Below are 26,895 nucleotides of genomic sequence, written 5' to 3' on the forward strand. Positions count from 1 at the left end.
CGGTTCTCTCGCGGCCAGGTGGCCGCCTCGACAAGGCCGCGGGCCTTCCGTCGGCCGGAGGAGGGACATGCGCGCGCAATCGACCGCCCTCACAAGGGGACTCACTCTCGCCGCCGGGTTCGTCCTCGTCCTCGCCGCCTGCAGTGGCAACGGCGGCGGGGGCGGCGGTACCGGCAAGGGCAGCTCGGCCGGGCTGACGTCCTGCAACACCCAGGGCAAGGCCAACACCTGCAACTCCGGTGCCACCAAGTCCGGAGGGACGTTCACCTATGTGCTGGAGAAGAACATCCAGCAGTGGAACACCCAGGACATCAACGGCAACACCTTCGAGAACGGCGAGGCGCTGGAGGTGGTCCTGCCGCAGGTCTTCGTCCCGCAGCCGGACTTCAGCGTCAGGCTCAACACCGACCTGGTGACCTCGGCGACCCAGACGAACACCAGCCCGCAGACCATCGTCTACAAGATCAACCCCAAGGCGTCGTGGAACGACGGCACGCCCGTCACCGCCGACGACTTCGTCTACTACTGGCGCACCAACAACGGCAAGGACTGCCCGCCGCCGCCTGCCAGTGACGCCGGCCAGACCAAGGGCTGTCTGCCGCAGAGCACGGCCGGCTACGACCGCGTCAAGTCCCTCACCGCCTCCGACGGCGGCAAGACCGTCACCATGGTGATGGCCAAGCCGTACTCCGACTGGAAGTCCCTCTTCGGCGGCGGCTACCCGATGTTCCCCGCGCACGTCGCCGAGAAGATCTCCGGCGCCAGGGCCGGCGACGCCGCCCACATGACGGCCGCCCAGATGACCCAGGGCTGGCAGTACTTCCAGAAGAACCCGCCCTCCCAGTACGCGACCGCGGGCCCGTACAAGATGACGCAGTGGGTGGACAACGACCACGCCACCTACGTGCCGGACCCGAAGTGGTGGGGCGCGACCAAGCCCAGCCTGCAGCGGCTGATCTTCAAGGTCATCTCCGACGCCACCCAGGAGCCGACCGCCCTGCGCAACAACGAGGTCCAGGGCATCTACCCGCAGCCCGAGGTGGACCTGGTCAACCAGGTCAAGGCCATCCCGAACGTCACCTACTCCGTCGGCAACGGCCTGCAGTGGGAGCACTTCGACCTCAACCTGCACAACCCGGTGCTCGGCAAGTACCTCGCCCTGCGCCAGGCGATGTTCACGGCGATCAGCATCAAGGACATCGTCTCCAAGACCGTCGGCCAGTTCGACCCGGACGTCAAACAGCTCGGCAACCACAACTTCGTCCCCGGACAGGCCGGTTACCAGGACCTGGTCACCGCCACCGGACAGGGCTCCGGTGACCTGGCCAAGGCGAGGAAGTACCTCACCGACGCGAAGTTCACCGGGGTCGGCAGCGCGCTGAAGACCCCCGACGGCAAGGCGGTCGGGCCGTTCAACTGCCGCTACACCACCGGCAACCAGATCCGGCAGAGCGAGTGCCAGATCCTGCAGAGCGACCTCGCCGACCTCGGCATCAAGGTCACCATCAAGCCGATCGGCGCCGCCGACCTCGGCACGGTGCTGGCCGGACACCAGTACGACATCATCGTCTTCGCCTGGGTCGCACCGCCCTTCCCCACCTCCGGCGCCCAGCAGAACTGGTCCACCGGAGGCGGCGGCAACTACGGCGGCTACAGCGACAAGAGGGTCGACCAGCTGATCAACGAGGCCATCGGCCAGACCGACCCGTCCAAGGCGGCCTCCCTGCTCAACCAGGCGGACAAGATCATGGTCGACGCCGCCTATGTGCTGCCGCTGTACCAGAAGCCCACGTTCATCGCCGTGCAGACGCGGTTCGTGAACATGCGCAACAACGCCACCAACGTGGGCCCGCCGTACAACGTCGCCGAGTGGGGCCTGAAGAAGTAACCCCCGCGGCACCCGTCCGGTCCCGGCGACCCCGGGACCGGACCCGCCGACTCGACACCAGCCCACCGGCCTCGCGAGAGAAGACCGCATGCTCGCCTACACCGTGCGCCGCATCCTCGTCTCGATCCCCGTGCTGATCGCCTCGACGTTCATCGTGTTCCTGGTCGTCGTCAACGCCGGCGACCCGGTCGCCAACTTCGCCACCTCCCGCCAGCCCCCGCCCAGCAAGGCCGCCGTCGCCGCCTTCGCCCGGCACATCCACGCCGACCAGCCCGCCGTGCAGCGCTACTGGAACTGGATCACCGGGGTCCTGCACGGCGACTGGGGGCCGTCCGTACAGTCCAACCTCGACATCGGGCACGACCTGTTCACCCGCTTCAGGGTGACGGTCACCCTGGTCGCCGCCGCGATGGTCATCGCCCTCGTCCTCGCCGTGCTCTTCGGCGTCTTCAGCGCGATCCGCCAGTACTCCGTCGCCGACTACACCATCACCTTCTTCGGCTTCCTCTTCCTCGCCATGCCGGTGTTCTGGTTCGCCGTGCTGCTCAAGCAGGCGGGCATCTGGTTCAACGAGCAGACCGGCAGCCAGTTCCTCGGCACCATCGGCGAGAAGTCGCCGTACCTCGAAGCCGACACCACCTGGAACGAGTTCACCGACCGCGTCGGCCACCTCGTGCTGCCCACCATCACCCTCGCCCTGGTCTCGTTCGCCTCCTGGACCCGCTACACGCGCGCCTCCATGCTCGAAGTCCTGGGCAGCGACTACGTCCGCCTCGCCCGCGCCAAGGGCCTGCGCCGGCACACGGTCATGCTGCGGCACGCGCTGCGCACCGCCCTCATCCCGCTGGCCACCGTCACCGCGCTGGACATCGCGATCATCCTGGGCGGCGCGGTGATCACGGAGACGATCTTCCAGTGGCACGGCATGGGCGAGATGCTGGTCCAGTCGGCGTCGACCGTCGACGTCTACCGCACCATGGCGTGGCTGCTGCTGTCCGCCGTCGTCGTCATCGGGTTCAACCTCGTCGCCGATCTCCTCTACGCCGTACTCGACCCGAGGATCCGCTATGACTGACATCGAGGCACCCGGGTCCGCGGGCACCCAACTACCGCCCAGCGAACACGAGTTCACGGTCAAGCAGCGCAGTCAGGCGCAACTGGTGCTGCGCCGCTTCGTACGGCACCGGGCCGCCATGGTCAGCCTGGTCGTCTTCGTGCTGATCCTGCTGTGGGCGTTCATCGGCCCGCACCTGTGGCACTACTCGTACCGCAAGTACACCCCGGACAACTCCCAGCCCCCCTCCTGGAAGCACCCGTTCGGCACCGACTCCTCCGGCTACGACGGCTACGCGCAGGTCATGCGCGGCACCCAGACCTCGCTGAAGATCGCCATCATGATCGCCCTCGGCTCCACCTTCGTCGGCGCGGTCTGGGGCGCCATCGCCGGCTTCTACCGGGGCATCGTCGACGCCGTCATGATGCGCGTCGTCGATTTCGTGCTCACCCTGCCGCTGTTCGCGATCGCGCTGGTCATCTCCTCGCGCAGCGGCGGCTCCTGGTACTGGATCGCGGTCGTCATCGCCGGACTGACCTGGGCGTACGTCTCCCGCGTGGTGCGCTCCACCGTACTGTCGCTGCGCGAGAAGGAGTTCGTGGAGGCGGCCAGGGCGCTCGGCGCCTCGGACGCGCGGATCATCTTCCGGCACCTGCTGCCGAACTCCCTCGGCCCGATCATCGTCAACGCCACCGTGCTGGTGGCCACCGGCATCCTCACCGAGACGGCCCTGTCCTTCGTCGGCTTCGGCGTCCAGCCCCCCGACACCTCGCTGGGGTTGCTCGTCTCGCAGGCGCAGACCGCCGTCGACACCCGGCCGTGGCTGTTCTACATCCCCGGCGCGTTCATCATCGCCATCGCGCTGACCATCAACTTCATCGGCGACGGGCTGCGCGACGCCTTCGACCCCCGGCAGCAAAGGGTGCGACAGTGACGGTCATCTCACAGGGCGAGGAGTCGGGCGCCGTCCTCGAAGTCGAGGACCTCGGCGTGGAGTTCCCGACGGAGGACGGGATCGTGCGCGCGGTGCGCGGGGTCGGTTACCGGCTCGACCGCGGGGACTCGCTGGGCATCGTCGGCGAGTCCGGGTCCGGCAAGTCCGTCACGGCCCTCGCCGTGATGGGTCTGCTGCCGCCCGGCGCGCGGGTGCGCGGCTCGGTGCGCTTCGAGGGCACGGAACTGCTCGGCCTGTCCGACGCGCGCCTGTCGGACCTGCGCGGCAGCGGAATCGCGATGATCTTCCAGGACCCGATGACATCCCTCAACCCGGTGTACAACGTGGGCTACCAGATCGCCGAGACGCTACGCCGCCACCACCCCGGCCTGAAGGCCCGCGCCGCCCGCGAGCGGGCCGTCGACCTGCTCGGCACGGTCGGCATCCCGAGCCCCGAGCGCCGGGTCGACAGCTATCCGCACGAACTGTCCGGCGGTATGCGCCAGCGCGTCGTCATCGCCATCGCCATGGCCAACGACCCTGACGTGATCATCGCCGACGAGCCGACCACCGCTCTCGACGTCACCGTCCAGGCGCAGATCCTCGACGCGCTGGAGACCGCCCGCGCCGAGACCGGCGCCGCGCTCGTCCTGATCACCCACGACCTCGGCGTGGTCGCCGGCCACACCGACCGGGTCGCCGTCATGTACGCGGGGCGGATCGTGGAGACGGGGTCGGTCGAGGACATCTTCTACACCCCGCGGATGCCCTACACCCTCGGCCTGCTCGGCTCCCTGCCCCGCATGGACCGCGAGGAGGAGCGTCTCACCCCCATCACCGGCTCGCCGCCCTCGCTGCTGAACCTGCCACCCGGCTGCCCCTTCGCCCCGCGCTGCCCCCTGCGCCGGGAGGTGTGCGACAGCGCGGAGCCGCCGCTGCGCACGGCCGGTCACGATCTGCACCTCAGCGCCTGCCACTTCGCCGAGGAGCTCGTCGACACAGGCGCCGGGGAGGTGTTCGAGACCGCCGGCGCGGACTCCGAGGCGCTGGCCCGCTTCGCCGACACGACGGCGTCCGAGAACCTCGCGTCGGGCTCCGCCACGTCCGGCTCGGCCACGTCCGGCTCGGCCACGTCGGGCTCCGAGGAGGACGCCGTATGAGTGCCCCCGTGCAGGCCGCCACCCCGCTGCCCCCGCTGCCCGGGCACGGCGGCTCCGGCGAACCGGTCCTCCAGGTCCGCGACCTCGTCAAGCACTTCCCCGTCCTGTCCAGGGGAGTGGTACGGCGCCGCGTCGGCGAGGTGCACGCGGTGTGCGGGGTCTCCTTCGACCTGTACGAGAACGAGACGCTCGGCCTGGTCGGCGAGTCGGGCTCCGGCAAGACCACCATCGCCCGCACCCTCCTGGGCCTGGAATCCGCCACCTCCGGCCAGGTCCGCTACCGGGGCACCGAGCTGACCGGCCTCAGCAGACGCCGGATGCGGCCACTGCGCCGCGAGCTGCAGATCGTCTTCCAGGACCCGTACGCCTCCCTCGATCCGCGCCTGTCCGTCCACGAGATCGTCGCCGAACCCCTGCGCATCCACGGCAGGTACGGCCCCGAGGCCAAGGACGAGGTGCGGGAGCTGATGCGTCTGGTCGGCCTCAACCCCGAGCACGGCAACCGCTTCGCCCACGAGTTCTCCGGCGGTCAGCGCCAACGCATCGGCATCGCCCGGGCGTTGGCCCTGCGTCCCCGGGTGATCGTGCTGGACGAGCCGGTGTCCGCCCTCGACGTGTCGATCCAGGCGGGCGTGCTCAACCTGCTCATGGACCTGCAGAGCGAGCTCGGACTGTCCTTCCTCTTCGTGGCGCACGACCTGTCCGTGATGCGGCACGTCGCGGGCCGGGTGGCGGTCATGTACCTGGGCCGGCTGGTGGAGATCGCCCCGGCCCGCCGCCTGTTCGCCGCTCCCGCCCACCCCTACACGCAGGCCCTCGTCTCCGCCATCCCGCTTCCCGACCCGCGCAGGGAGCGGGCCCGCACCCGCATCCTCGTCCAGGGCGACGTCCCCAGCCCCGTCCGTCCGCCCAGCGGCTGCCGCTTCCGCACCCGCTGCCCCAAGTTCGCCCGGCAGTTGACGGAGAGCCAGCGCGCCGCCTGCGTCGAGCAGGTGCCGGCGCTGGTCGACCGGGGCGGCGGCAACCCCGTGGCCTGCCACTACGCCGAGAGCCTGGAGCTGCTGTAGGCGCGCCGCAACTCCTCGTGCGGATACGGCGTCAGGCGGCTGTCCTCCTGCAGCCGGCGTGCGAAGTCGGTCATCCGCACGGCGAGCGGGGCGTGCCGGGTGATGATGCCGGCGGCCGCGGGCGGGATGCCGTCCAGCCGTGCGCCGCCCTCGGCGCAGGCGCGCACGAACTCCTGCCGCTCGGGTCCGCGATGCCCGTACAGGGCGGTGACCAGCCAGGTGACCAGGAACCAGGAGCAGTAGACGCGGTCATACGACCGGTGCCGGTGGAGGAACTCCCGTTCCTGCGGGGCGAGTCGGAACCGGGCGGAGAGCGAGAGGCCGTAGTCGGCCAGGTAGAGCCGGCGGCCGTCGGTGAGGATGTTCTGGAAGTGGGCGTCGAAGTGCACGAGTTGCTGGCTGTGCAGGAAGTCGGTGACCGCCCGCAGCCCCCGCTCCACCATGACACACGCCGAATCGGCCCCGCCCGTGCGGAGCTGGACGTCGAACCAGTCGTGCAGGGTGTGGGGGAGGTGCTCGAGAAACAGCGTCAGGCTCGCCGGCGCCTTCTCCAGCGCCTCGACGCGGCGGCGCAGTCCCGGTCCCCAGTACGCCACGACCCGGTCGACGTCGGCGAGCGCCTCGGGCAGGGGGCGGGGCGGATGGGGCAGGACCCGCCAGTGGTGGGTGAGCGGGAAGCCCGGGAACCGTCCGGACACCACCCAGCCGGTGGTCATCGTGTGCACGGCCAGCTCACGCCAGGTGCCGAAACCGGGGCTGCCGATGCCGTAGTGGCCGTACGCCGGCACGTCGAAGAGGTTCGCCGTCGAGCGGACGTTCTCGGCGAGCAGCTCCTCCTCGGTCAGCGGCACCTGCTTCACGAACACCTGCCTGCCGGCCACCTCCACCACCACCGAACGCCCCCCGATGCCGGTTCCGGCGGGTGTGCCCGACGCCACGAGGTCCTCGATCTCCCGGTCGGACAGGAGCGCGAGAGCGGTGGAGGCGTCGGCATGGGCGGCGAGGCGCGAGGGTGAGGTCATGCCCCCAGCATCAGGCGGTGCCGGCCGCATGGCGGAGCGTTTCCGCGGCCCGGCCGATCACCGGGTCACCGTGGCCGAAACACGCCAGGTCCGCGTCCAGCGCGGCGAGTCGGCGCAGGGAGTCCAGCAGACGGGGCCGGTCGAGGTTGAAGACGCCGGGCATCACCCGTCCGTCCACCGGGGAGGCGGCGACCGTGTCTCCGGTGAACAGCACGCCGTGGCACGGGAGATGGACGGCGACGCTGCCGTGGGTGTGGCCGGGGACGTGGACCACGCGCGCTCCGCCGCCGAAGTCGAGCACGTCTGCGTCGGACAGCTCGGTGACGTGGGCCGGGCGTGTGAAGTCCCGGTCGGGGAGCAGGCGGTACGCCTGGTCGTGGAGGGGGCGCTCCCACTCCTCGAACACCGGTGGCGGGCCCGGCACCTCACCGCGCACGACCGGCGCGTCCAGGCGGTGGACCAGCACCTCGGCGCCGGTCAGCGCGGCCAACTCGCCCGCGCCGCCCGCGTGATCCTCGTGGAAGTGGGTGAGAACCAGGCGCCGTACGCCCGGAAAGGCCCGCGCGATCAGCGGTCCCGAGCCCGGCGGGCCCGCGTCGATCAGCGTTGTCTCGGTGCCGTCGCGCCAGACGTATGCCTGGCCGACCGGGAAGCGCAGCAGGTGCAGGTGGGGGAGGATCTCGACGACGTCCATGGCACGAACGTAAGGGCGCCCCGCCGTGCGGCGGGGCGCCCTCGGCTGTCGGCAGAGGCCGGTCGTCAGCCGGCCGCGTAGTTGCGCAGGAACAGTGCCTCGGCCACCGACAGGCGCTCCAGCTCCTGGGGCGACACGCTCTCGTTCACGGCGTGGATCTGGGCCTCCGGCTCGCTCAGGCCGATCAGCAGGATCTCGGCCTGCGGGTAGAGCGAGGCGAGGGTGTTGCACAGCGGGATCGAGCCGCCCTGGCCGGCGTACTGCATCTCCTGGCCCGGGTAGGCGACCGCCATCGCCTCGGCCATCGCCGCGTACGCCGGGCTGGTGGTGTCGGCGCTGAACGCCTGGCCCTGCCCGACCTGTTCGACGGCCACCCGGGCGCCCCACGGCGTGTGCGCCTCCAGGTGGGCCTGGAGCAGCTTGGTCGCCTCGACGGCGTCCGCGCCCGGCGGCACCCGCAGGCTGACCAGCGCGCGGGCGCTCGCCTGCACCGACGGGGTGGCGCCGACGACCGGCGGGCAGTCGATGCCGAGGACGGTGACCGCCGGGCGCGCCCAGATCCGGTCGGCGACCGTGCCGGAGCCGATCAGCTGCACGCCGTCGAGCACCTTGGCGTCCGCCCGGAACTGCTCCTCGTCGTACTGCAGACCCTCCCACCGCGTCCCGGGGGCGAGCCCGTCGACGGTCGTCGAGCCGTCCTCGGCGCGCAGCGAGTCCAGGACGCGGATCAGCGCGGCCAGCGCGTCGGGGGCCGCACCGCCGAACTGGCCCGAGTGCAGGTTGCCTTCGAGCGTGTCGATCCGCACGCGCACGAGGGTCATGCCGCGCAGGGTGGAGGTCACCGTCGGCAGTCCGACGCGGAAGTTGCCCGCGTCGCCGATGACGATGGTGTCGGCCGCCAGCAGCTCGGGGTGCTGCTCGGCGTACCGCTCCAGACCGCCCGTGCCCTGCTCCTCCGAACCCTCGGCGATGACCTTGACGTGCACGGGCACGCCGCCGTTCGCCTTCAGCGCGCGCAGCGCGAGCAGGTGCATGATCACGCCGCCCTTGCAGTCGGCGGCGCCGCGCCCGTACCAGCGTCCGTCGCGCTCGGTCAGTTCGAACGGCGGGGTCGTCCAGGCGGCCTCGTCCAGCGGGGGCTGCACGTCGTAGTGGGCGTACAGCAGCACCGTCTTCGCGCCCTCGGGCCCGGGCAGGCAGCCGTAGACCGACTGCGTGCCGTCGGGGGTGTCGAGCAGGGCCACGTCCTGGAAGCCCTCGGCGCGCAGGGCGTCGGCGACCCAGTTGGCGGCGCCCTCGCTCTCGCTCTTCGGGAACTGGTCGAAGTCCGCCACCGACTTGAAGGCCACCAGTTCGGCGAGCTCCGCCTGCGCCCTCGGCATCAGCGAGGCGACGGTCTCGGCGACCGGATTCGACGACATGGGCACGCTCCTTGTGGGTGCGACGTTGTACGAGTGAAGTGCAGAGATCCTCCCACAGCGGTCCGCGGCGACGGCCGCCGTAGGATGCGTAGGACAGTGCGGCAGCGGCTTGATCGGGAGCAGTAGACCATCGTGAGCAGCGAGAACTCTTCGGCGGACGACGTGCAGCGGGTGTGGGACGTCGTCGTGGTGGGCGCGGGACCCGCGGGGGCCTCGGCCGCCTACGCGGCGGCGGTCGCGGGGCGGCGCGTGCTGCTGCTGGAGAAGGCCGAGCTGCCACGGTACAAAACCTGCGGCGGGGGCATCATCGGCCCCTCGCGCGACGCGCTGCCGCCCGGCTTCGAGCTGCCCTTCCGCGACCGGGTGCACGCGGTCACGTTCTCCAACAACGGCCGTTTCACCCGCACCCGCCGCTCCAAGCAGATGCTGTTCGGCCTGATCAACCGGCCCGAGTTCGACCAGCAGCTGGTCGAGCACGCGCAGAAGGCGGGCGCCGAGCTGCGGACGGGCGCCACCGTCCAGCGCGTCGAGCAGCACGGCTCGGCGGTGCCGGACCGGCGCACGGTCGCCGTGGTGCTGCAGGGCGGCGAGACACTGCTCGCCCGGGCCGTGGTCGGCGCGGACGGCAGCGCCAGCCGGATAGGAGCACACGTCGGAGTCAAGCTCGACCAGGTGGACCTCGGTCTGGAGGCCGAGATCCCGGTGCCGGAGACGGTCGCCGAGGACTGGAAGGGACGGGTCCTCATCGACTGGGGCCCGATTCCCGGCAGTTACGGCTGGGTCTTCCCGAAGGGGGACACCCTCACGGTCGGCGTGATCTCGGCGCGCGGCGAGGGCGCGGCGACCAAGCGGTATCTGGAGGACTTCGTCGCCCGGCTCGGCCTGTCCGGCTTCGAACCGAGCATCTCCTCCGGCCACCTCACCCGCTGCCGGGCCGACGACTCCCCGCTGTCGCGGGGGCGGGTGCTGGTGTGCGGTGACGCGGCGGGGCTGCTGGAGCCGTGGACGCGGGAGGGCATCTCCTTCGCCCTGCGCTCGGGGCGGCTCGCGGGGGAGTGGGCGGTGCGGATCGCCGAGGCGCACGACGCGGTGGACACCCGCCGCCAGGCGCTGAACTACGCGTTCGCCGTGAAGGCCGGCCTCGGCGTCGAGATGAGCGTCGGCAAGCGGATGCTGACGGTCTTCGAGCGTCGGCCTGGCCTGTTCCACGCGGCGCTCACGGGCTTCCGGCCCGCGTGGAACGCGTTCAAGGAGATCACCCAGGGGTCGACCTCGCTCGGCGAGATCGTCCGCACCCACCCCATGGCCCAGCGGGCCCTGATGGCGCTCGGACCACGTCCGGAGAGCGCCGGGGCCGCCGGGGGCGTGGACGCCGGTGAGGGCGGCCGGGGTGCGGAGGGCGCCGGGGGCCGCGCCGGCGGCGAGAGCGGGGAGGGGCGCGAGGGACGCGAGGGCGCTTCCTGAGCGTTCAGCTCGCGACCGTGATCCGGAAGACCGGGTGGTCGGGTGCGATGCGGCGCAGGTCGGCGTCGGGAGAGTCGGGGCCGACGCCGTTGAAGAACACGCCGACCTCCGCCTTCCACCGCTTGAGGTAGGCGCGCAGCAGCGGGACCTTGTCGTCGTCGCCGACCTCCGTGGCGGTGAAGACGTCCACGTGCTTGCCGAGGTGCAGCTCGCCGCCGCCGGCCGCCCGCATGTTGTGCGTCCACTGGACGTGACCCCGCGGCGCCACCAGGTACTGCTGCCCGTCCACGACCAGCAGGTTCACCGGCGTGGTGCGCCACTCGCCGCTCTTGCGGCCGCGGACCGCGAGCACTCGCGAGCCCCAGACGCTGATCCCGCGGCGGGTCATCCACGCCACCATGCGGTTGAAGACGTTGACCGTGAACCAGCCGGGCTTCTTGACGTGCGTGGACATGGTGACCCCCATGGAGTGCCGGGTATCGAGTACCGGGTGAGTGAGTGGCGCTCTCTTTTGTGAGCACTGCTCTCGCTTGATGAACAGTCTGCATGAAACGGTGCTCCGAAGCAAGAGCAGTGCTCTCGCTTTATTGCACTGCTCTCGTCTGCGTGCACTGCTCTCGTCTGCGTGCACTGCTCTCGTTTCATGGGACACTGCCACCCATGAGCACCGCACACAGCGCCCGCGCCCGAGCCCGGATCGAGATCACCGCCGCCATCAAGGACGCGGCGCGCAGACAGCTCGCCGCCGAGGGCGCCGCCAAGCTCTCCCTGCGCGCGGTGGCCCGCGAGCTCGGCATGGTCTCCTCGGCGCTCTACCGCTACTTCCCCAGCCGCGACGACCTGCTGACCGCGCTCATCATCGACGCCTACGACTCCGTCGGCGCCGCGGCCGAGGCGGCGCACGAGGCCGCCGCCGACGCCGCCCCCGTCGAGCGCTGGACCGCGGTCTGCGAGGCCGTACGCGCCTGGGCCCTAAACCACCCCCACGAGTACGCCCTGATCTACGGCTCCCCGGTCCCCGGCTACACCGCCCCCGACACCACCGTCCCCGCCGCCTCCCGCGTCGGCCTCGTCCTGATCACGATCGTCCGCGACGCCCTCCACGGCCCCGGCGTGACCTTCCCCCCGCTCCCCGCCGACCTCCGCCCCGAAGCCGAACGCCTCCGCGCCGACATCGCCCCCGACCTCCCCCCGGCGGTGGCCACGGCCCTGGTCGCGGCCTGGGCCGAGCTGTTCGGCCTGGTGGGTTTCGAACTGTTCGGACAGTTCAACCGGGTGATCGAGGACCGGGACAGATTCTTCCGCCACGCGGCCGAGCGACTGGGCCGCGGCGTGGGCCTGCGGTAGGCGTACTTCCCCGGGAGTACGGGTGATCGCCACGCCCGGTGGACGCCGTGGGGGTGTGGGGGCGTCTAGCGTGGCGGCATGGACGAGCAGGGCGTACGCGGAGGGGGGCCGCCGGGGCGGTGGCGCGGGGCGCCGTGGGCGGGGCGTTGGGGTGGGGAGGAGCAGGCGGGGCGGTGGCCGTGGCGGTCGACCGTGGCCCTCACCGTCTTCGTGCTGGTCGGCTCCCACTTCGCAGCGCAGCAGCAGGAGGGCAGGCGGGCCGACCTCGACGTCTTCGCGCGGGTGCTGCTGCTGGCCGGCTCGGGTCTGCTGCTGTGGCGGCGGCGCCACCCGGTGCTCGTCGTGTACGGCACGGCCGCCGCGGCCATGGTGTACCTGGGCGCCGGATACCCGTACGGGCCGGTGTACCTGACCGTGGCACTGGCCTGCTTCAGCGCGGTGGCCGCCGGCCATCGCAAGGCCGCCTGGGGGGCGGTGGGGATGCTGTGGGCCGGGCACGCGCTGGTCGCCCACTGGCTCTATCGCCGCCTGCCACCGGCCGGCGACGCGGCGGCCTCCTGGGGGCAGGAACTCGTGATCGCCGCCTGGGTGGTGGCGATCGTCGCGGTCGCCGAGCTGACCCGGACCCGGCGCGAGCAGTGGGCCCGCGAGCGGGCCGAGCGCGCGCAGGCGGCGCGGCGGCGGGCCGACGAGGAACGGCTGCGGATCGCCCGCGAGCTGCACGACGTCCTCGCCCACAGCATCTCCGTCATCAACGTCCAGGCCGGCGTCGGCCTCGCCCTCCTCGACACCGACCCCGAACAGGCCCGCACCGCGCTGACCACCATCAAGGCCGCCAGCAAGGAGGCCCTCGGCGAGGTGCGCCAGGTGCTCGACACGCTGCGTACGCCAGGGGAGGCGCCGCGTGCGCCGGCCCCCGGCCTCGACCGGCTTCCCGAGCTGGTGGCGCAGGCGGCGAGCGCCGGACTCACCGTGGACGTCGAGGGCCGGCCGCCCCGGCTCGCCCCGGGCACCGACCTCGCCGCCTTCCGTATCGTCCAGGAGGCGCTCACCAACGTCGTACGGCACTCCGGCTCACGGCATGCGCGGGTGCGCCTCGACCACGACGCCCGCGCGCTCAGCCTGCGCGTCGACGACGACGGGCCCGCCACCGGCGCCGACGCGGGCGGCAGCGGCAACGGGCTGGCCGGAATGCGGGAGCGGGCCGCCGCGCTCGGTGGCACGATCGAGGCGGGCCCACGCCCCGACGGGGGGTTCCGGGTGCTCGCCGTGCTGCCGCTCGACGGGAGCGCGGTGGGCGGCGCCCCCGAGAACGCTAAGGAGGACAACCGGTGATCCGCGTACTGCTCGCCGACGACCAGTCGCTCGTGCGGGCCGGTTTCCGGGCGCTGCTCGACGCGCAGCCCGACATCGAGGTGGCCGGCGAGGCCTCCGACGGCGAGGAGGCCCTGCGCAAGGTGCGCGAACTGCGCCCGGACGTCGTCCTGATGGACATCCGCATGCCCACCCTGGACGGGCTGGCCGCGACCCGCCGTATCACCGAGGACGCGGCGCTCGGCGAGGTGAGGGTGGTCATGCTGACGACCTTCGAGCTGGACGAGTACGTCTTCGAGGCGATCCGCTCGGGCGCCTCCGGCTTCCTGGTCAAGGACACCGAACCGGACGAACTCCTGCGCGCGGTACGGGCCGTGGTGGGCGGCGACGCGCTGCTGTCACCGGGGGTGACGCGCCGGCTGATCGCCGAGTTCGCCGCCCGCTCCAAGGAGCCCGCGGCCGAGGGCGTCCTCGCCGGACTCACCGACCGGGAACGGGAGGTGATGGCCCTGGTCGGCATCGGCCTGTCCAACGAGGAGATCGCCCGCCGCCTGGTGGTCAGCCCGCTCACCGCCAAGACCCACGTCAGCCGCACCATGGTCAAGCTCGGCGCCCGGGACCGGGCCCAACTGGTCGTCTTGGCCTACGAGTCGGGCCTGGTCCGCCCGGGCTGGCTCGGCTGATCCCCCGCAGCCGTGCGCCCGGCGAGGCAAGCAGCCCTCGCCGGGCGCACGTGGGGGAGGCGGTCCCCCTCAGTCGCGTACGGTGACGCGCTCCGCCTCCAGGGAGGTGGACTTGGCGACCACGAGGGACCGCTGCGGGCGGCGGGTGCGCAGACCCGTGAGGGTGATCAGCAGGCCGGCCACGGCGATCCCGGTCACCACGATCAGCCCGGGACGGTAACTGTCCAGGACGGCCTGCGCGTCGGCGTGCGCGGGGGCGTTCGCGGTCACCACCGCCGTCACGACGGCCAGGAAGATCGCGCCGCCGACCTGGACCGAGGTGTTGAGCAGCCCGGAGACCATGCCCTGCTCGTGGTCCTCGACCCCGGTGGTGGCCTGGATGTTGAGCGAGGGGAAGACCAGCGCGCAGGCCGCGCCGATCAGCAGCATCGACGGCAGGACGACGGCGGCGTACGCCGGGCTGAGGTCGACGCGCAGGAACAGCGCGTACGCGCCGGCCATCAGCGCGAAGCCCACCAGGATCAGCCGCTGTGTGCCGAACCGGTCGACGACGGCGCCGACCTTCGTGGAGGACACCGCGACCAGCGCGCCGGCCGGCAGGAAGGCCAGCGCCGTGTGCAGCGCGGACCAGCCCAGCAGCGTCTGCATGTACAGGGTGGCCAGGAACTGGAAGCCGACGTACGACCCGAAGAACGCCATCGCGCCCAGCTGGGCCCGGATCTGGTTGCCGGAGCGCAGCACGCCCAGCCGGATCAGCGGGCCGGGCGAGCGGCGCTCGACGGCGACGAACACGGTGAGCAGCACGGCGACGGCGAGGAAGGACAGCAGGGTGCGCGCCGACCCCCAGCCGGCCTCCGGTGCCTGGACGACGGTGAACACGAGCAGGAGCATCGAGGCGGTGCCGAGGACCGCGCCCGGGACGTCGTAGCCGTTGTGGTCCTTCTCGCGTTCGCTGCGCGGCAGCAGCTTCAGTCCGGCCAGCAGGGCGAGTACGGCGATGGGCGCGGGCAGCAGCATGGTCAGCCGCCAACTGGCCTCGGTGAGCAGGCCGGAGAGGACCAGGCCCATCGAGAAGCCGGTGGCCGCGCAGGTGGTGTAGATGGACAGGGCGCGGTTGCGCAGCGGGCCCTCGGCGAAGGTCGTGGTGATGATCGACAGACCGGCCGGTGCGGTGAAGGCCGCGCTCAGACCCTTGACGAAGCGGCTGGCGATCAGCAGCGGACCGGAGTCGACGAGCCCGCCGAGCAGGGAGGCGACGGCGAAGACGCCCAGGGCGACCAGAAAGACCTGGCGCCGGCCGAGCAGGTCGGCGGTGCGGCCGCCGAGGAGCAGCAGACCGCCGTAGCCGAGGATGTAGCCGCTGACGACCCATTGCAGCGCCGAGGTGGACAGATCGAGATCGGAACCGATGGACGGCAGGGCGACGCCGACCATCGACACGTCCAGCGCGTCCAGGAACATCGCGGCGCACAGCACCAGCAGGGTGCCCCACAGCCTGGGCGTCCAGCGTCCCTCGGAAACGGTGGTGGTGAGCGGAGAGGTCATGCCCCCAGACACTACATGCACGTGCATGAGATGCAAGCGCATTTAATTCTGATGCAACGAGTTTGTTTCTCTGCTAGGGTCCGGCCATGGCGGCGAAGAAGGCCGAGCAGGCGCTCGTGGACCAGTGGCGGGACATCCTCGCGCTCCATGCGCGCACCCAGTGCGAACTGGACCGCGCGCTGCACGGGCACGGCCTGTGCGCCAGCGACTTCGAGGTGCTGGACGTGCTGGCCGGCGACGCCTGCGCCTACCGCGTGCAGGAGATCTCCGAGCGCGTGCATCTGAGCCAGAGCGCGCTGTCCCGGCTGATCGCCCGGCTGGAGAAGGACGGCCTCGTCGAGCGCGCGATGTGCCCCGAGGACCGCCGCGGCGTCCGCGTGGCTCTCACCCCGAAGGGCCGCACGCTGCACGGCGAGGTGCTGCCGGTGCAGCGCGCGGTGCTGACGCGGATGCTCAGCTCCGCCTGACGCCGGTTGCTCACCTCCACGTCGCCGCGCGGCCGCTCGGCTTCACCCGACCGCCGACCTCTCCCGCCACAGCCCCGCGACCGAGGCGTCCCCGGTCACGCTCGGGAAGGGCGCCCGGTTCCACAGCGCCACGTACAACTGCCGGGAATCCCCGGCCACTTCGCAGTCCGCGTCCCCCGCGTCGTCCCGCACGGTCACGGGCGGCTCCGCGGACAGGCGTACGGTCCACACGGCACCCGCCACGTCCGTCGCCCGCACCCGCAGCACCCGGGGCTCGGCGCAGCGGACCGCGCTCCTGCGGCGGGCGTGGAAGCCGCTCAGCAGCTCGTCGATGCCGTCGACGGCGAAGTCCGGGGCGATACCGGAGGGCGTGCCGCCCCGCGCCGACTCCGCGTCCACGCGGTGCACCGTGGTCTCGTGCGCCTGCCGCCGCGCCCAGAACACCAGCGGCGACGGCGCGGGCAGGAAGTGCCAGCACTCCACGTCCGGCGAGGCGGAGGCCAGGGTGTCGACGAGCCACCGGTGACCCTCGCGGAACCAGGCCATGAGCTCGGCGCCGTCCAGCTCGGGCAGCCCGCCCTCGGGCCGGGGGGAGGTGTGCCCCTCGGCGACGAACGCGCCCGCCCACCGGTGCACCATCCCCGTGTGCCGTACGAGGTCACGCACCTGCCAGCCGGGACACGTCGGCACCTTGGCGTCGACCCCGGCCTCCTCCGCGGCCGCCGCCAGCAGCCGTCCCTCCCGGTCCAGGACCCGCACGAACTCGGATGTCTCCATGAGGAGAGTGTGCCGGTTGGAGTGCGGTCGAGGGGATGAGCCGGACATGATGGAGGCGTACGGCCGTGCCGCCCGACGAGTCCGGGAGACCGATGACGCCATGAGTTCCTTCTCACCCGGCTTCCGCGGGCGCGCCCGCTCGCTCGCCGACAGACTGCCGCCCGGCCAGTATCCGACCGAACAGTTCCCCGTGCTGTCCGCCGGCCCCACGCCCCGGGTGTCCACCGACACCTGGACCTTCACCGTCACCACGGAACTCGGCGAGACGCACACCTGGACGTGGGCGGAGATGATGGCCCTGCCGCAGCAGGAGACCGTCACCGACATCCACTGCGTGACCCGCTGGTCCAAGTTCGACACCCGGTGGCGCGGCGTCCCCCTCGACGCCTTCTTCGAGGACGTCGAGACGGCCGCGGACTTCGTCACCGTGCACAGCCACGGCGGCTACACCACCAACCTGCCGCTGGAGGACCTCCTCGACGGCCGTGCCTGGCTCGCCCACACCTACGACGACGAGCCCCTCGCCCCGGAGCACGGAGGACCGGCCCGGCTCCTCGTGCCGCACCTGTACTTCTGGAAGTCGGCCAAGTGGGTGCGCGGACTGCGGCTCACCCACGAGGACGAACCCGGCTTCTGGGAGTCGGTCGGCTACCACAACTACGGCGACCCCTGGCGCGAGCAGCGCAACTGGGGGGACTGACATGGCGGCCCTCGCCTGGCGCCCGGCCCGGCTCGTCGAGCGCCGCCCGCTGACCGCCACCGCCCGCGCCCTCGTCCTCACGGTGCCGGGCTGGCCCGGCCACCTCGCCGGCCAGCACGTCGACGTGCGGCTGACGGCCGACGACGGCTACCAGGCCGTGCGCAGCTACTCCCTCGCCGCGCCGGCCGACGGCGACCGCATCGAGCTGGGCGTGCAGGCCGTGGCCGACGGGGAGGTCTCGCCCTACCTGGCCGACGGGCTGCCGCAGGGCGCCGAGGTGGAGGTGCGCGGTCCGCTCGGCAACTGGTTCGTCTGGCGGCCGGAGCGGCCCGAGCCGGTGCTGCTGGTCGCCGGCGGCTCCGGGGTCGTGCCGCTGATGGCCATGGTCCGGGCCCACCGGGAGACCCGGTCGGTCGCCCCGTTCCACCTGCTGTACTCGGTGCGCACCCCGGACGAGGTCTGGTACGGCGACGAGCTGACCGACCGCGGCCCGAGCCTCGACGTCCACCTGCTCTTCACCCGCCAGGCGCCGCCCGGCAGTCCGCGCGCGGTGGGCCGCCTCGCCCAGGAGGACCTGGAGAAAAGGGCGGGCCGTCTCGATCCGGCCAGTCCCGTCTACGTCTGCGGCCCCACCGCCTTCGTCGAGACGGCCGCCGACCTGCTCACCGGCCTGGGCCGGGACCCCGCCACCATCCGCACCGAACGCTTCGGCTGACCGGAGGCCCCGATGCCCGACGACACCACCCACCCCGGCCCCATCCACCCGGACACCGCCGACGCCGACTCGGCCCGCCTCGACACCACCCGCCTGGACGGCAACTGCCTGGCCGGCCCGCTCTCGGAGATCCTCTCCGCGGAGCCGACGACCGCCTGGTGGCGCTGCCCGGAGTGCGCGCGCTCCGGTCCGCTCGCCCAGCTGCACGTCTACGGTCCCGAGCCGGGCCTGACCGCCCGCTGCCCCGGATGCGCGTACATCGCCCTGAGACTGGTCAGGGAGGGCGAGCACATCTGGCTGACCCTCGGCGGCGGCACCGGTGCCTTCCGGTTCCGCACCGCCTGACCCGCGACCGAGCGGGAGGCCCAAGTACCTTGTGTGGCGGGGGAGTTGGTCGCCGCCGTGTACCCGCCGAGCGGCCCGCTGACATGGTCGGGCCGGTGTTCGTGCCTGCCGGGTCGGTGAACTGACGGTACGTCAGGAATGCACCTGCTCACGAGGCGTGCGGCGCAGCAGGAGGTTCATGGCGGTGAGGGTGAGGACCGTCTCGCCGCGCTGGTTGAGGACCTCGACACCGGTGTGGACGAGCCCGCGGTCCGGCTTGGAGCGCGAGACGCGTGCCTGCCGGACGGTCGTGCGGATGGAGAGGCTGTCGCCGGGGCGCACCGGCCGGACCCAGCGCAGTTCGTCGATGCCCGGGGAGGCCAGGCCGGCCGTCTTGCTGATGTAGTGGTCGGCGTACAGGCGCATCATGACGGCGCAGGTGTGCCAGCCGCTCGCGATCAGCCCCTTGAAGGGGCCGCGTTCGGCCGCCGCGGGGTCGGTGTGGATGCTCTGCGGGTCGAACGCGCCGGCGAAGCGGAGGATCTCCTCCTCGGTCACCGTGATGCTGCCGTACGCGAACACCGAGCCCGGCACGTAGTCCTCGAAGCAACGGTCCTCGATGGGGGCGGCGAAGTCGGCGTCGCCGAGCGCGGTCGTGGCGGGTGTCGTCATTCCCCGCAGCATAGGCCGAGCACGTCCGCGAGTTCCCCGAGATCGCCCACCGTGTACGTCGGCTCGCTCATCGTCCGTGGGTAACCGGCCGCCCCGCGCCGCACCCAGGCCCCCAGCAGCCCGGCCCGCCGGGCGCCGTCCACGTCCCAGGGGTGCACGGCGACCAGCAGGGCCTGGTCGGGGCGGGTGCCGGCCCGCTCGACGGCGTGGTGGTAGGCGGCCGGCGCGGGTTTCCAGCGACGCGGTCCGCCCACGTCGAGGACCGCCTCGAAACGGTCCAGCAGGCCGGCACCGGACAGCAGCCGTTCGGTCAGCTCCGCGCTGCCGTTGGTCATCGTCACCAGCCGGAACCCGGCCTCGCTCAACCGCCGTACGCCGTCCGGGACGTCGGGGTGCACCGGCAGGTGCGCGAAGCCGTCCACGACGTGCCGGGCCGCGGCCTCCACGTCGCCGGTCCACCCCTCGACGGCGGGCAGCAGGCCGCGCAGCCCGTCGAGGGCGACCTCCGCGAAACCGGCGTACGCCCCGGCCGCCGTGAGCGCGAAACCGTCCCGCAGCACCCCCGCGAACCAGGTCGGCAGCAGTTCCGGTGGCGCCCCGACCTCGGCGAGGCGGGTGCGTAGCGGGGTGAGGTCGCTGAGGGTCTCGTTCACGTCGAAGACCAGGACCCGCGGGCCCGGGCGGCCTGCGTCGGACACGGTGGCGCTCCCTTCCGGTGGGCGGACCACCTGCTCAACGGCCTGCCGTGTGGCGGGTCACGGCACCGATGAGCGCGGCCGTCGCGGCCAGGGCCGCCACGCTGGTGAGCGCGACGGGCAGCGAGAACCAGTCCGCCATGAACCCGATGGCGGGCGGTCCGAGGAGCATGCCGCCGTAGCCGAGGGTGGAGGCGATCGCGACGCCGTCGGGGCCGGCGAGGCGCCCGGCGCGTTCGACGGCGACGGGGAACAGGTTGGCCAGGCCCAGCCCGGTGATCACGAAGCCGAGGAACGCGGCCCACAGGGCGGGGGCGAGCGCGCCGAGCAGCATGCCGGCGGCGGCCGTCGTGCCGCCGTACACCAAAGTGCTGGTCCGTCCGAGCCGCTCCAGCAGCCGGGTGCCGGTGAGCCGGCCGACGGTCATGGCCAGCGCGAAGCAGGAGTAGCCGACGGCCGCGGCGCCCGGGCCGGCGTCCAGGTCCTGCTCCAGGTGCAGGGCGCTCCAGTCGGCCAGCGCGCCCTCGCCGTAGGCCGTGCACAGGGCGATCAGACCGAAGGTGATCACCAGGCCGCGGGTGCGGGGGTCGAGGCGGCGCCGCGCGGGCCGCGCGGAGGCGTCCTTCGGTGTGCTCTCCGGCGGTCTGGGGGAGGGGATGCGCAGCAGGGTGCGCCCGGCCAGGGCGGTCACGACCAGGCCGATCACCGTCAGGCACAGCAGATGCCGGGTGGGGGAGAGGAGACCGGCGACCAGCCCGCCCAGGCCCGCGCCGAGCATGCCCCCGAGGCTGAACGCGGCGTGGAAACTGGGCATGATCGGCCGGCCCAGCGCGGTGACCAGGTCGACGGCGGCGCTGTTGAAGGCCACGTTGATGCCGCCGTAGGCACTGCCGAAGACGAGGAGCACGGCGCCGAGGGCGAGGGCCGAGTGAGTGAGCGGGGGCAGGGCGACGCTCAGCGACAGCAGGACACCGCAGACCACGGTCATGAGGTGGCTGCCGAACCGGCGGCAGAGCCGGCCGGTGAGCATCATCGTGACGACCGCGCCGGCGGAGACCCCGAGCAGGGCGAGTCCGAGAGCGCTGGCGGAGGCGCCGGTCTGGGCCTTGATGGCGGGGATGCGGACGACCCAGCCGGCGAAGACGAAGCCGTCGAGGGCGAAGAAGACGGTGAGGACGAGACGGAGTCGGGTGAGGTCGCTGCCGGTGCCCGGCACGGCGCTGTGCATACGGGATTTGTTTATCAGCGGCACAAAATAAAGGCTAGGTGGGGTGCGGGCGCGGGGCAAGGCTTACGCGGAACGTCCGCCGCCGCGGGCGATATGCTCCGGCGCATGCGGTTGTCGGGGGATGTCGCGGCCGGGGCCGACTCGATGGCGGTCGGTGGTCATGCCGGGTAGGCGCAGTGCGCTGCTCATCGCGACGGGCGTGTACGCGGATCCGGCGCTGAGGACGCTGCGCTCACCGGTCCGGGACGCCGGCGGGCTCGCGGAGGTCCTCGGGGATCCGGACATCGGCGGGTTCGAGGTCACGCGGGTCGTCGACCGGCCGCAGCCGGAGGTCGCCCGGTCCCTCGAAGCCTTCTTCCTGGACCGAAGCCGGGACGACCTGCTGTTGCTGCACGTCTCGTGCCACGGCGTGAAGGACGACGACGGCAGGCTCTACTTCGCCGCCCGGGACACCGACCGCCGGCTCCTGGCGTCCACCGCGACCTCCGCCGAGTTCGTCCACGAGCAGATGCGCCGCTGCCGGGCGAGGTCGATCGTGGTGCTCCTCGACTGCTGCTACAGCGGCGCCTTCCTGCCCGGGGCGAAGGGCGACGCGGCGGTGCACGTGAGGGAGGAACTGGCGGGCCACGGGCGGGCGGTGCTCACCGCCACGAACCGTACCGAGTACGCGTGGGAGGGCGACGTTCTCACGCGGCTGGCGCCCGAACCCTCCCGGTTCACCGGAGCCGTGATCGAGGGCCTGCGCACCGGGGAGGCGGACCGGGACGGGGACGGGTTCGTCGATGTCCACGAGCTGTACGGATACGTCTACGAGCGGATCCTGGCCGCCGGGGTGAAGCAGAGTCCGCAGATGTGGGCCGAGCTCGAATACCGGGTGCCCATCGCGCGAGCCGCCCGGCGGGCCGGGCAGCTCCCCGCCGTGGTCGCCCAAGGGGCGGAGGAGCCCGTGGTGTTCAAGGGTTACACCGCGAGCGTGACCCTCTACTCGGACCGGGCCGAGATCAGGCGCACGCTCATGGGGAGGGCCACCGGCGCCCGGGACTGTGTGATCCCCTTCGCCGACGTCGTCAAGGTGCAGTCCAAGGAGCCCACCCTCCTCGGCAACGGTTACGTACAGCTCGCCACCGCGCAGGACGGCTACCAGCTGCGGACCGTGAGCGCGAAGCCCGAGCAGGGGGTGGCGAACAACTCGCGCACCGTCATGTTCAGTTGGAACCAGCGGGAGACGTACGCGGCCTGCCTGGCGGCGGTCACCGCGCGGGTGCGGCGGACGGTCTGAGGCGGGGTGTGCTTCAGGTGGGGCGGCGTCTCAGGTGGGGCGGGTTCGCGAAGGCGCCGGCGGCGCGGGCCTGCGCCCGTCCCGCGGTGCCGGCTGCTCGGTGATGTGTCAACCAGATCTACACTGACCTCATGGAGGAGACGGTCCGCTGGCTGACGCCGGAGGAGCAGCAGGCGTGGCGGGGCATTCTGCGGCTGCAGGACAGGCTGCGCGGCCGGCTGGCGCGCCTGCTGCAGTCCGAGTCCCATGTGTCCGCCGCGGACTTCGCGGTGCTGGTGGAGCTGACCGACGTACCGGACGGGCGGCGGCGGTTCGTGGAGCTCGCCAGGGCGCTGGAGTGGGAGAAGAGCCGGATGTCGCACCACGTCTCCCGTATGGTCGGGCGCGGGCTGGTGGTGCGGGACGAGTGCCCCGAGGACGGGCGCGGCGCCTTCGTGGTGATCACGGACGCCGGACGGGAGATGATCGAGGCCGCCGCCCCGAGACACGTGGAGGCGGTGCGCGAGCTGTTCCTCGACCACGTCACCCCGGCTGAGCTGCGGACCCTGGCCGAGATCGCCGAGCGCGTGCTGCGGAGGCTGGACGAGGAGCCGCCGTCCTGACCGCCGCGAGGGGGGAATAGAGGGGCGCGGCGTCGGGTTGCACGGACAGCGTTGACGTGTCAACCAGATGGAGGGGCCACGATGACCGACACCTTCAACCAGTACCCGGCGAACGACGGTGTGGCGCCCGACCGCTGGGCCAGTGCCCTGCACCTGTTCGACGACGGCGTCGGCGTCCCGCACGAGGAGACCACCCTGGAACGCTGGGAGCGGGCCCGGCTGCTGTTCGAGGCGAGGGACTACATCGGGGCCGCACGCCTGCTCACCGCCGTGGTGGAGGAGGCGCCGGAACAGACCGGCCCCCGGCTGCTGCTGGCCCGCGCCTACTACCACTCGGCCCAGCTGCGGCGCGCCGAGGAGCAGTTGCGGCGCATCGTCGAGCGTGACCCGGTGGAGCACTACGCCCATCTGATGCTGGGCCGCACGCTGCAACGCCAGGGACGCGGGGCCGAGGCGGAGCCGTGGCTGCGGATGGCCGCCGCGTTCTCGGGCGAGTTCCGGGACGACGACTGAGCGCCGCTCCGCTTCCGGGACACGGGCACTCCCGCGCGCGGGCGGTCGGGCCGGTCGTGCTTGCCGCCGTGTTCCGGGCTCCGGCACGATCGCCCCACCCGCCTCCCACGCAACGGGCGGCGGCGGTCGAGGAGGTCCGGTGGGCAGACGATGGCTGTTCGTCTCGGCGGCCGTGGCGCTCATCGCCGTCGCCGTGACGGTGGTGCTGCTGCCCGGCCACAAGGCCGACGCCGGATCCGGCCGGGCCGGCCCCGTCGCCCGTACGCAGGCGGACGCCCCGGCCGCCGACGGCTCCTCGACCCCGTCCGCCCCCGCGAGAAGCACGTCGGCGCGGCCCTCGGCGGAGGCCAGGGCGACCGCCGCGCCCAGGCAGCACGCCCCCGCGCGCACCGCCCCGGCGAAGCCGTCCACGGCCGCCACCGCCGAAGCGGCCTCCGGGACCGCCCCGCTGGCGGGGCGCATCCGCCCCGGCGTCACCTACCGGGGCGTCGCCACCTTCTACGACTCCGACGGCACCGGCGCCTGCCTGTACGACGCGAGCTCCGACGTCATGACCGGGGCGATGAACACCGCCGACTACGAGTCGGCCAAGGCGTGCGGCGCGTACGTGCGGGTCCGCGCGGCCAGCGGCGCCGCGATCACGGTCCGTATCACCAACGAGTGCCCCGGGGAGTGCGCGCCCGGGCAGATCGACCTCAGCGCCGAGGCGTTCGCCAGACTCGCCGCTCCCTCGGCCGGCCGCATCCCGATCACCTGGCAGCTCGCCAGCCCCGGCGCGGTCGGCACGCTGTCCATCCGCTACAAGACCGGCTCCACCCGGTACTGGTGCGGCATCCAGGTACTGGACCACCGCAATCCGCTGGCCCGGCTCGAAGTGCAAGCCGGCGGCTCCTGGCGGCAGTTGACGCGCACCGACTACAACTACTTCCTCTCCGGGGACGGCGGCGGCTGCGGCGGTCCGATCAGGGTCACCGACATCTACGGGCAGCGGCTCACGGTCGACGGGATCACGATCCGGCCGAACGCCGTGCAGCCGACCAGGGTCCAGTTCGCCGAGCACTGAGCGCCAGGCGCTGAACGCCGACTGCCGGGCCGGGCTCAGGAGGTGGGCGTCCCGCCGGGCGTGGCCCGGGCGGCGACCAGCCAGCAGGCCCCGGTGAAGCGGACCTCCGCGCCGTGGACGTAGACGTCGAACGCGGCCCGCACCCGGTCGACGACCTGCGCGCGCGTGTCCTCGTCCACCTCGCGCAGGGCCTGGCCGACCGGTCCGAGCCGGCTGAAGTAGGGGATCAGCTCCGGCTCGGGCATCGTGCAGGGCACGTCGACCGCCCGGAGGTCGATCCCGTGCCAGCCGCTGTCGGCCAGGATGCCCCGCACCCGGTCGGGGTCGGCGAAGGCGAACTGCCCCGGCTCGTCGGGCCGGCGGACGGGCAGGTGCGGCAGGAGCGGGGCCGCGGCGCGCTCGGCCGTCGTCATGAACGGGTTCTCCGCGAGGCCGCGCCAGGCGACGAACCGGAGCACGCCCGTGTCCTTCGCCGCCCGCCTGAGCCGGGTGAAGGCCGCCACGGGGTCGTCGAAGAACATCACCCCGAAACGGGAGACGACGGCATCGAAGGAGGCCGGTTCGAACGCGTACCGCTGTGCGTCGGCGCGGACGAAGGACACCGGTGCGCCCCGCCGGCCCGCTCCCTCCCGGTCGGCGCGCTGCTGGGCGGCCGTGATCATCGGCTCGGAGATGTCGACGCCGACGCACCGGCCGCCCGGACCGAGCCGACGGGCGAGGGCGAGCGTGGTGCCGCCGGTGCCGCAGCCGACGTCGAGCAGGTGCCCCGCGGGGCCGACGGCGCTGCCCAAGGCGTCGAGGAGCAGCTCCTCGTAGGGCCTCAGCACCTGGTCGAGCACCGCCTGCGACGCAACCCAGGCCTGCCCGGCCGACCCGTTCCAGCGGGCCGACTGCTCCTCGCCGGTCCTGCGCGTGACAGCCATGACCGTCTCCTCTCCTTGCCTTCGCCGGGGCGGGATGCCAGCGTGCTGCTTGAAGCCGACTTGAGGTCAAGGATGACGGAACTGGACATCGCCGAGGTGGCGCAGCGCGCCGGGGTGCGTCCCTCCACGCTGCGGTACTACGAGGAGAAGGGGCTGATCGCCTCCAGCGGCAGACGCGGGCTGCGCCGTCAGTACGACCCGCAGGTGCTGGAACGCCTCGCGCTGATCGGCCTGGGACGGGCCGCGGGGTTCTCGCTCGACGAGATCGCCGGGATGTTCGGGCCGGACGGACGGCTCCGCATCGACCGGCACCTGCCGGCGGGCAAGGCGGCGGAATTCGACCGGCGGATCCGCGAACTGCGTGTCCTGCGCGACTCGTTGCGTCATGCCGCCGCCTGCTCCGCGCCGAGCCACCTCGAATGCCCGGCCTTCCGCCGCCTGCTGCGTGTGGAGCAGGAGCGCCGCGGCAGGGCCGACCACCCCTCTCGTCTCCCTATGTAGACACCGTCTTCCATTTGAGACGACTCCGGGAGAGGATGACCCTCCTTGAACCAGAGGGGGAGGCCGTCTTGGGCGTCTGGTCCGCGCTGCTGCTCGTCGTTGCGGGCGTCGCCTCCGGGCTGAGCGGGTCCATCGCCGGGCTCGCCTCGCTGTTCAGCTATCCCGCACTGCTCGCCGCCGGGCTCCCGCCGGTGGCCGCCAACGTGACCAACACCGTGGCGCTGTTCACCAACACCCTCGGCGCGGCGGCCGGTTCCCGGGAGGAGCTGCGAGGCCAGCGCCGGCGTCTCGTGCGGCTCGCGGTCCTCGCGGCGGTGGGCGGCGCGGCCGGGGCGGCGCTGCTGCTGTCCACGCCCGCGTCGGCGTTCGACCGGGTCGTGCCGTGGCTGATCGCGCTGGGCTCGGCGCTCATCCTGGCCCGCGACCCCCTGCGTCGACTGGCGGCGAGCCGGTCGTGGTCCGGCGACGGCGGGCCGCGCGGCCGGCTGCCGCTGGCCTGCGCGGTGCTCCTGGTGGGACTCTACGGCGGCTACTTCGGCGCGGCGGCGGGCGTTCTGATGCTGGCGGTGCTGTCCCTGTCCGTGAACGAGTCGCTGCGCGTGACCAATGCCGTGAAGAACATCGCCACCGGTGCGGCCAACGTGACCGCCGCGGTGGCCTACGCCTTCCTCGCGCCCGTGGACTGGTCCGCCGCGGCGGCCCTGGGCCTCGGCTGCCTGCTGGGCAGCCGGATCGGGCCCGTCGTCGTACGGCGCCTGCCGGAGCGGCCGTTGCGGGTGGCCGTCGCCCTGGCGGGGCTGGGGCTGGCCGTCTCCCTCTGGCGATCGTAGATCGATTCGTGCG

General features: G+C 72.5%; 29 protein-coding genes. 19 read left to right on the forward strand and 10 right to left on the reverse strand.

From position 1 onward, the window contains the following. The first annotated feature begins 67 nt into the window (after positions 1-67). From ACYF6T_RS04270 to ACYF6T_RS04290, 5 genes are all read left to right on the forward strand, one after another. Positions 68-1,888, forward strand: coding sequence for an ABC transporter family substrate-binding protein (locus tag ACYF6T_RS04270; protein ID WP_461693503.1), 1,821 nt, complete (start codon positions 68-70; stop codon positions 1,886-1,888). 88 nt (positions 1,889-1,976) lie between these two features. Next, a complete protein-coding gene (locus ACYF6T_RS04275) occupies positions 1,977-2,963 on the forward strand; it encodes an ABC transporter permease (RefSeq protein ID WP_461693505.1) in 987 nt (328 codons plus the stop codon). Next, positions 2,956-3,876 carry an ABC transporter permease gene (locus ACYF6T_RS04280; protein WP_461693506.1) on the forward strand — a complete coding sequence of 307 codons (921 nt, stop codon included), beginning with the start codon at positions 2,956-2,958 and terminating at the stop codon, positions 3,874-3,876. The genes ACYF6T_RS04275 and ACYF6T_RS04280 overlap by 8 nt, the downstream gene beginning before the upstream one ends. Next, positions 3,873-5,036, forward strand: a complete 1,164-nt coding sequence (locus ACYF6T_RS04285; RefSeq protein ID WP_461693508.1) for an ABC transporter ATP-binding protein — start codon at positions 3,873-3,875, stop codon at positions 5,034-5,036. Before ACYF6T_RS04280 ends, ACYF6T_RS04285 begins: the two co-directional genes overlap by 4 nt. Next, positions 5,033-6,103, forward strand: a complete 1,071-nt coding sequence (locus ACYF6T_RS04290; RefSeq protein ID WP_461693510.1) for an ABC transporter ATP-binding protein — start codon at positions 5,033-5,035, stop codon at positions 6,101-6,103. The genes ACYF6T_RS04285 and ACYF6T_RS04290 overlap by 4 nt, the downstream gene beginning before the upstream one ends. On the opposite strand, the gene ACYF6T_RS04295 is transcribed toward ACYF6T_RS04290, so the two are convergent. The 3 genes from ACYF6T_RS04295 to ACYF6T_RS04305 all read right to left on the reverse strand — a co-directional run bounded on the left by ACYF6T_RS04295 (position 6,076) and on the right by ACYF6T_RS04305 (position 9,240). Continuing rightward, positions 6,076-7,125, reverse strand: coding sequence for a protein kinase family protein (locus tag ACYF6T_RS04295; protein WP_461693511.1), 1,050 nt, complete (start codon positions 7,123-7,125; stop codon positions 6,076-6,078). The two genes, ACYF6T_RS04290 and ACYF6T_RS04295, sit on opposite strands and share 28 nt — an antisense overlap. 10 nt (positions 7,126-7,135) lie before the next feature. Continuing rightward, positions 7,136-7,819 (reverse strand): MBL fold metallo-hydrolase, encoded by a 684-nt coding sequence (locus tag ACYF6T_RS04300; RefSeq protein ID WP_461693513.1) that lies wholly within the window; start codon positions 7,817-7,819, stop codon positions 7,136-7,138. 65 nt (positions 7,820-7,884) lie between these two features. Continuing rightward, the gene (locus tag ACYF6T_RS04305; RefSeq protein ID WP_461693515.1) at positions 7,885-9,240 is read right to left on the reverse strand and encodes a M20/M25/M40 family metallo-hydrolase; all 1,356 of its coding nucleotides are present in this window, start codon (positions 9,238-9,240) and stop codon (positions 7,885-7,887) included. Between the two features lie 132 nt (positions 9,241-9,372). Between ACYF6T_RS04305 and ACYF6T_RS04310 the strand changes: the two genes are divergently transcribed. Continuing rightward, positions 9,373-10,704 carry a geranylgeranyl reductase family protein gene (locus ACYF6T_RS04310; protein WP_461693516.1) on the forward strand — a complete coding sequence of 444 codons (1,332 nt, stop codon included), beginning with the start codon at positions 9,373-9,375 and terminating at the stop codon, positions 10,702-10,704. Positions 10,705-10,708: 4 nt separating this feature from the next. Here ACYF6T_RS04310 and ACYF6T_RS04315 read toward each other — a convergent pair whose 3' ends face one another. Beyond that, positions 10,709-11,158 carry a nitroreductase family deazaflavin-dependent oxidoreductase gene (locus ACYF6T_RS04315; protein ID WP_461693518.1) on the reverse strand — a complete coding sequence of 150 codons (450 nt, stop codon included), beginning with the start codon at positions 11,156-11,158 and terminating at the stop codon, positions 10,709-10,711. A 206-nt stretch (positions 11,159-11,364) separates the two neighbouring features. Here ACYF6T_RS04315 and ACYF6T_RS04320 point away from each other — a divergent pair, with 206 nt between their 5' ends. From ACYF6T_RS04320 to ACYF6T_RS04330, 3 genes are all read left to right on the forward strand, one after another. Further along, on the forward strand, positions 11,365-12,051 hold the full coding sequence (locus tag ACYF6T_RS04320) for a TetR/AcrR family transcriptional regulator (RefSeq protein ID WP_461693520.1): 687 nt from the start codon (positions 11,365-11,367) through the stop codon (positions 12,049-12,051). 78 nt (positions 12,052-12,129) lie between these two features. Continuing rightward, on the forward strand, positions 12,130-13,386 hold the full coding sequence (locus ACYF6T_RS04325; protein WP_461693521.1) for a sensor histidine kinase: 1,257 nt from the start codon (positions 12,130-12,132) through the stop codon (positions 13,384-13,386). Continuing rightward, entirely contained in the window at positions 13,383-14,048 is a 666-nt protein-coding gene (locus ACYF6T_RS04330) for a response regulator (RefSeq protein WP_461693523.1), read from the forward strand. The genes ACYF6T_RS04325 and ACYF6T_RS04330 overlap by 4 nt, the downstream gene beginning before the upstream one ends. A 69-nt stretch (positions 14,049-14,117) precedes the next feature. Here ACYF6T_RS04330 and ACYF6T_RS04335 read toward each other — a convergent pair whose 3' ends face one another. Further along, a complete protein-coding gene (locus ACYF6T_RS04335) occupies positions 14,118-15,593 on the reverse strand; it encodes an MFS transporter (protein WP_461693524.1) in 1,476 nt (491 codons plus the stop codon). Between the two features lie 86 nt (positions 15,594-15,679). Here ACYF6T_RS04335 and ACYF6T_RS04340 point away from each other — a divergent pair, with 86 nt between their 5' ends. Next, complete coding sequence (locus ACYF6T_RS04340; RefSeq protein ID WP_461693525.1) at positions 15,680-16,060, forward strand: MarR family winged helix-turn-helix transcriptional regulator; 381 nt, start codon at positions 15,680-15,682, stop codon at positions 16,058-16,060. 42 nt (positions 16,061-16,102) lie between these two features. Here the strand turns inward: ACYF6T_RS04340 and ACYF6T_RS04345 are convergent, their stop codons facing one another. After that, complete coding sequence (locus tag ACYF6T_RS04345; protein ID WP_461693526.1) at positions 16,103-16,837, reverse strand: maleylpyruvate isomerase family mycothiol-dependent enzyme; 735 nt, start codon at positions 16,835-16,837, stop codon at positions 16,103-16,105. 100 nt (positions 16,838-16,937) lie between these two features. Here ACYF6T_RS04345 and ACYF6T_RS04350 point away from each other — a divergent pair, with 100 nt between their 5' ends. The 3 genes from ACYF6T_RS04350 to ACYF6T_RS04360 are packed head-to-tail and all read left to right on the forward strand — an operon-like array spanning position 16,938 to position 18,597. Further along, positions 16,938-17,537 (forward strand): molybdopterin-dependent oxidoreductase, encoded by a 600-nt coding sequence (locus ACYF6T_RS04350; RefSeq protein ID WP_461693528.1) that lies wholly within the window; start codon positions 16,938-16,940, stop codon positions 17,535-17,537. A 1-nt stretch (position 17,538) separates the two neighbouring features. Beyond that, the gene (locus tag ACYF6T_RS04355) at positions 17,539-18,252 is read left to right on the forward strand and encodes a ferredoxin reductase (RefSeq protein ID WP_461693529.1); all 714 of its coding nucleotides are present in this window, start codon (positions 17,539-17,541) and stop codon (positions 18,250-18,252) included. A 12-nt stretch (positions 18,253-18,264) separates the two neighbouring features. Then, positions 18,265-18,597 (forward strand): DUF6510 family protein, encoded by a 333-nt coding sequence (locus ACYF6T_RS04360; RefSeq protein WP_461693531.1) that lies wholly within the window; start codon positions 18,265-18,267, stop codon positions 18,595-18,597. Positions 18,598-18,729: 132 nt separating this feature from the next. On the opposite strand, the gene ACYF6T_RS04365 is transcribed toward ACYF6T_RS04360, so the two are convergent. From ACYF6T_RS04365 to ACYF6T_RS04375, 3 genes are read right to left on the reverse strand one after another with little or no spacing between them, the layout of a single operon-like run. Beyond that, positions 18,730-19,248: a MaoC family dehydratase gene (locus ACYF6T_RS04365; RefSeq protein WP_461693532.1), complete on the reverse strand. Its 519-nt coding sequence runs from the start codon at positions 19,246-19,248 to the stop codon at positions 18,730-18,732. Further along, positions 19,245-19,946, reverse strand: a complete 702-nt coding sequence (locus ACYF6T_RS04370; RefSeq protein WP_461693534.1) for a haloacid dehalogenase type II — start codon at positions 19,944-19,946, stop codon at positions 19,245-19,247. The genes ACYF6T_RS04365 and ACYF6T_RS04370 overlap by 4 nt, the downstream gene beginning before the upstream one ends. A 34-nt stretch (positions 19,947-19,980) precedes the next feature. After that, positions 19,981-21,159 (reverse strand): MFS transporter, encoded by a 1,179-nt coding sequence (locus ACYF6T_RS04375; RefSeq protein ID WP_461693716.1) that lies wholly within the window; start codon positions 21,157-21,159, stop codon positions 19,981-19,983. A 172-nt stretch (positions 21,160-21,331) separates the two neighbouring features. Between ACYF6T_RS04375 and ACYF6T_RS04380 the strand changes: the two genes are divergently transcribed. The 4 genes from ACYF6T_RS04380 to ACYF6T_RS04395 all read left to right on the forward strand — a co-directional run bounded on the left by ACYF6T_RS04380 (position 21,332) and on the right by ACYF6T_RS04395 (position 24,628). Then, complete coding sequence (locus tag ACYF6T_RS04380) at positions 21,332-22,450, forward strand: caspase family protein (RefSeq protein WP_461693536.1); 1,119 nt, start codon at positions 21,332-21,334, stop codon at positions 22,448-22,450. A gap of 131 nt (positions 22,451-22,581) precedes the next feature. After that, positions 22,582-23,052, forward strand: a complete 471-nt coding sequence (locus ACYF6T_RS04385) for a MarR family winged helix-turn-helix transcriptional regulator (RefSeq protein WP_461693537.1) — start codon at positions 22,582-22,584, stop codon at positions 23,050-23,052. Between the two features lie 81 nt (positions 23,053-23,133). Then, positions 23,134-23,565: a tetratricopeptide repeat protein gene (locus ACYF6T_RS04390; RefSeq protein ID WP_461693538.1), complete on the forward strand. Its 432-nt coding sequence runs from the start codon at positions 23,134-23,136 to the stop codon at positions 23,563-23,565. 139 nt (positions 23,566-23,704) lie between these two features. Further along, positions 23,705-24,628: an expansin EXLX1 family cellulose-binding protein gene (locus tag ACYF6T_RS04395; protein WP_461693539.1), complete on the forward strand. Its 924-nt coding sequence runs from the start codon at positions 23,705-23,707 to the stop codon at positions 24,626-24,628. A 35-nt stretch (positions 24,629-24,663) separates the two neighbouring features. Here ACYF6T_RS04395 and ACYF6T_RS04400 read toward each other — a convergent pair whose 3' ends face one another. Next, positions 24,664-25,551 carry a class I SAM-dependent methyltransferase gene (locus tag ACYF6T_RS04400; protein WP_461693541.1) on the reverse strand — a complete coding sequence of 296 codons (888 nt, stop codon included), beginning with the start codon at positions 25,549-25,551 and terminating at the stop codon, positions 24,664-24,666. 72 nt (positions 25,552-25,623) lie between these two features. Between ACYF6T_RS04400 and ACYF6T_RS04405 the strand changes: the two genes are divergently transcribed. Both ACYF6T_RS04405 and ACYF6T_RS04410 read left to right on the forward strand, forming a co-directional pair. Next, the gene (locus ACYF6T_RS04405; protein WP_461693543.1) at positions 25,624-26,052 is read left to right on the forward strand and encodes a helix-turn-helix domain-containing protein; all 429 of its coding nucleotides are present in this window, start codon (positions 25,624-25,626) and stop codon (positions 26,050-26,052) included. 68 nt (positions 26,053-26,120) lie between these two features. Continuing rightward, complete coding sequence (locus ACYF6T_RS04410; RefSeq protein WP_461693544.1) at positions 26,121-26,882, forward strand: sulfite exporter TauE/SafE family protein; 762 nt, start codon at positions 26,121-26,123, stop codon at positions 26,880-26,882. The last annotated feature ends 13 nt before the right edge of the window (positions 26,883-26,895 follow it).

This window comes from Streptomyces sp. 7R007, from assembly GCF_054850255.1.

Coding starts and splice junctions, on each gene's coding strand:
- ACYF6T_RS04270 (WP_461693503.1), top strand. CDS start 68: ATGCGCGCGCAATCGACCGCCCTCACAAGGGGACTCACTCTCGCCGCC.
- ACYF6T_RS04275 (WP_461693505.1), top strand. CDS start 1,977: ATGCTCGCCTACACCGTGCGCCGCATCCTCGTCTCGATCCCCGTGCTG.
- ACYF6T_RS04280 (WP_461693506.1), top strand. CDS start 2,956: ATGACTGACATCGAGGCACCCGGGTCCGCGGGCACCCAACTACCGCCC.
- ACYF6T_RS04290 (WP_461693510.1), top strand. CDS start 5,033: ATGAGTGCCCCCGTGCAGGCCGCCACCCCGCTGCCCCCGCTGCCCGGG.
- ACYF6T_RS04295 (WP_461693511.1), bottom strand. CDS start 7,125: ATGACCTCACCCTCGCGCCTCGCCGCCCATGCCGACGCCTCCACCGCT.
- ACYF6T_RS04300 (WP_461693513.1), bottom strand. CDS start 7,819: ATGGACGTCGTCGAGATCCTCCCCCACCTGCACCTGCTGCGCTTCCCG.
- ACYF6T_RS04305 (WP_461693515.1), bottom strand. CDS start 9,240: ATGTCGTCGAATCCGGTCGCCGAGACCGTCGCCTCGCTGATGCCGAGG.
- ACYF6T_RS04315 (WP_461693518.1), bottom strand. CDS start 11,158: ATGTCCACGCACGTCAAGAAGCCCGGCTGGTTCACGGTCAACGTCTTC.
- ACYF6T_RS04320 (WP_461693520.1), top strand. CDS start 11,365: ATGAGCACCGCACACAGCGCCCGCGCCCGAGCCCGGATCGAGATCACC.
- ACYF6T_RS04325 (WP_461693521.1), top strand. CDS start 12,130: ATGGACGAGCAGGGCGTACGCGGAGGGGGGCCGCCGGGGCGGTGGCGC.
- ACYF6T_RS04335 (WP_461693524.1), bottom strand. CDS start 15,593: ATGACCTCTCCGCTCACCACCACCGTTTCCGAGGGACGCTGGACGCCC.
- ACYF6T_RS04340 (WP_461693525.1), top strand. CDS start 15,680: ATGGCGGCGAAGAAGGCCGAGCAGGCGCTCGTGGACCAGTGGCGGGAC.
- ACYF6T_RS04345 (WP_461693526.1), bottom strand. CDS start 16,837: ATGGAGACATCCGAGTTCGTGCGGGTCCTGGACCGGGAGGGACGGCTG.
- ACYF6T_RS04350 (WP_461693528.1), top strand. CDS start 16,938: ATGAGTTCCTTCTCACCCGGCTTCCGCGGGCGCGCCCGCTCGCTCGCC.
- ACYF6T_RS04355 (WP_461693529.1), top strand. CDS start 17,539: ATGGCGGCCCTCGCCTGGCGCCCGGCCCGGCTCGTCGAGCGCCGCCCG.
- ACYF6T_RS04360 (WP_461693531.1), top strand. CDS start 18,265: ATGCCCGACGACACCACCCACCCCGGCCCCATCCACCCGGACACCGCC.
- ACYF6T_RS04365 (WP_461693532.1), bottom strand. CDS start 19,248: ATGACGACACCCGCCACGACCGCGCTCGGCGACGCCGACTTCGCCGCC.
- ACYF6T_RS04380 (WP_461693536.1), top strand. CDS start 21,332: ATGCCGGGTAGGCGCAGTGCGCTGCTCATCGCGACGGGCGTGTACGCG.
- ACYF6T_RS04385 (WP_461693537.1), top strand. CDS start 22,582: ATGGAGGAGACGGTCCGCTGGCTGACGCCGGAGGAGCAGCAGGCGTGG.
- ACYF6T_RS04390 (WP_461693538.1), top strand. CDS start 23,134: ATGACCGACACCTTCAACCAGTACCCGGCGAACGACGGTGTGGCGCCC.
- ACYF6T_RS04400 (WP_461693541.1), bottom strand. CDS start 25,551: ATGGCTGTCACGCGCAGGACCGGCGAGGAGCAGTCGGCCCGCTGGAAC.
- ACYF6T_RS04405 (WP_461693543.1), top strand. CDS start 25,624: ATGACGGAACTGGACATCGCCGAGGTGGCGCAGCGCGCCGGGGTGCGT.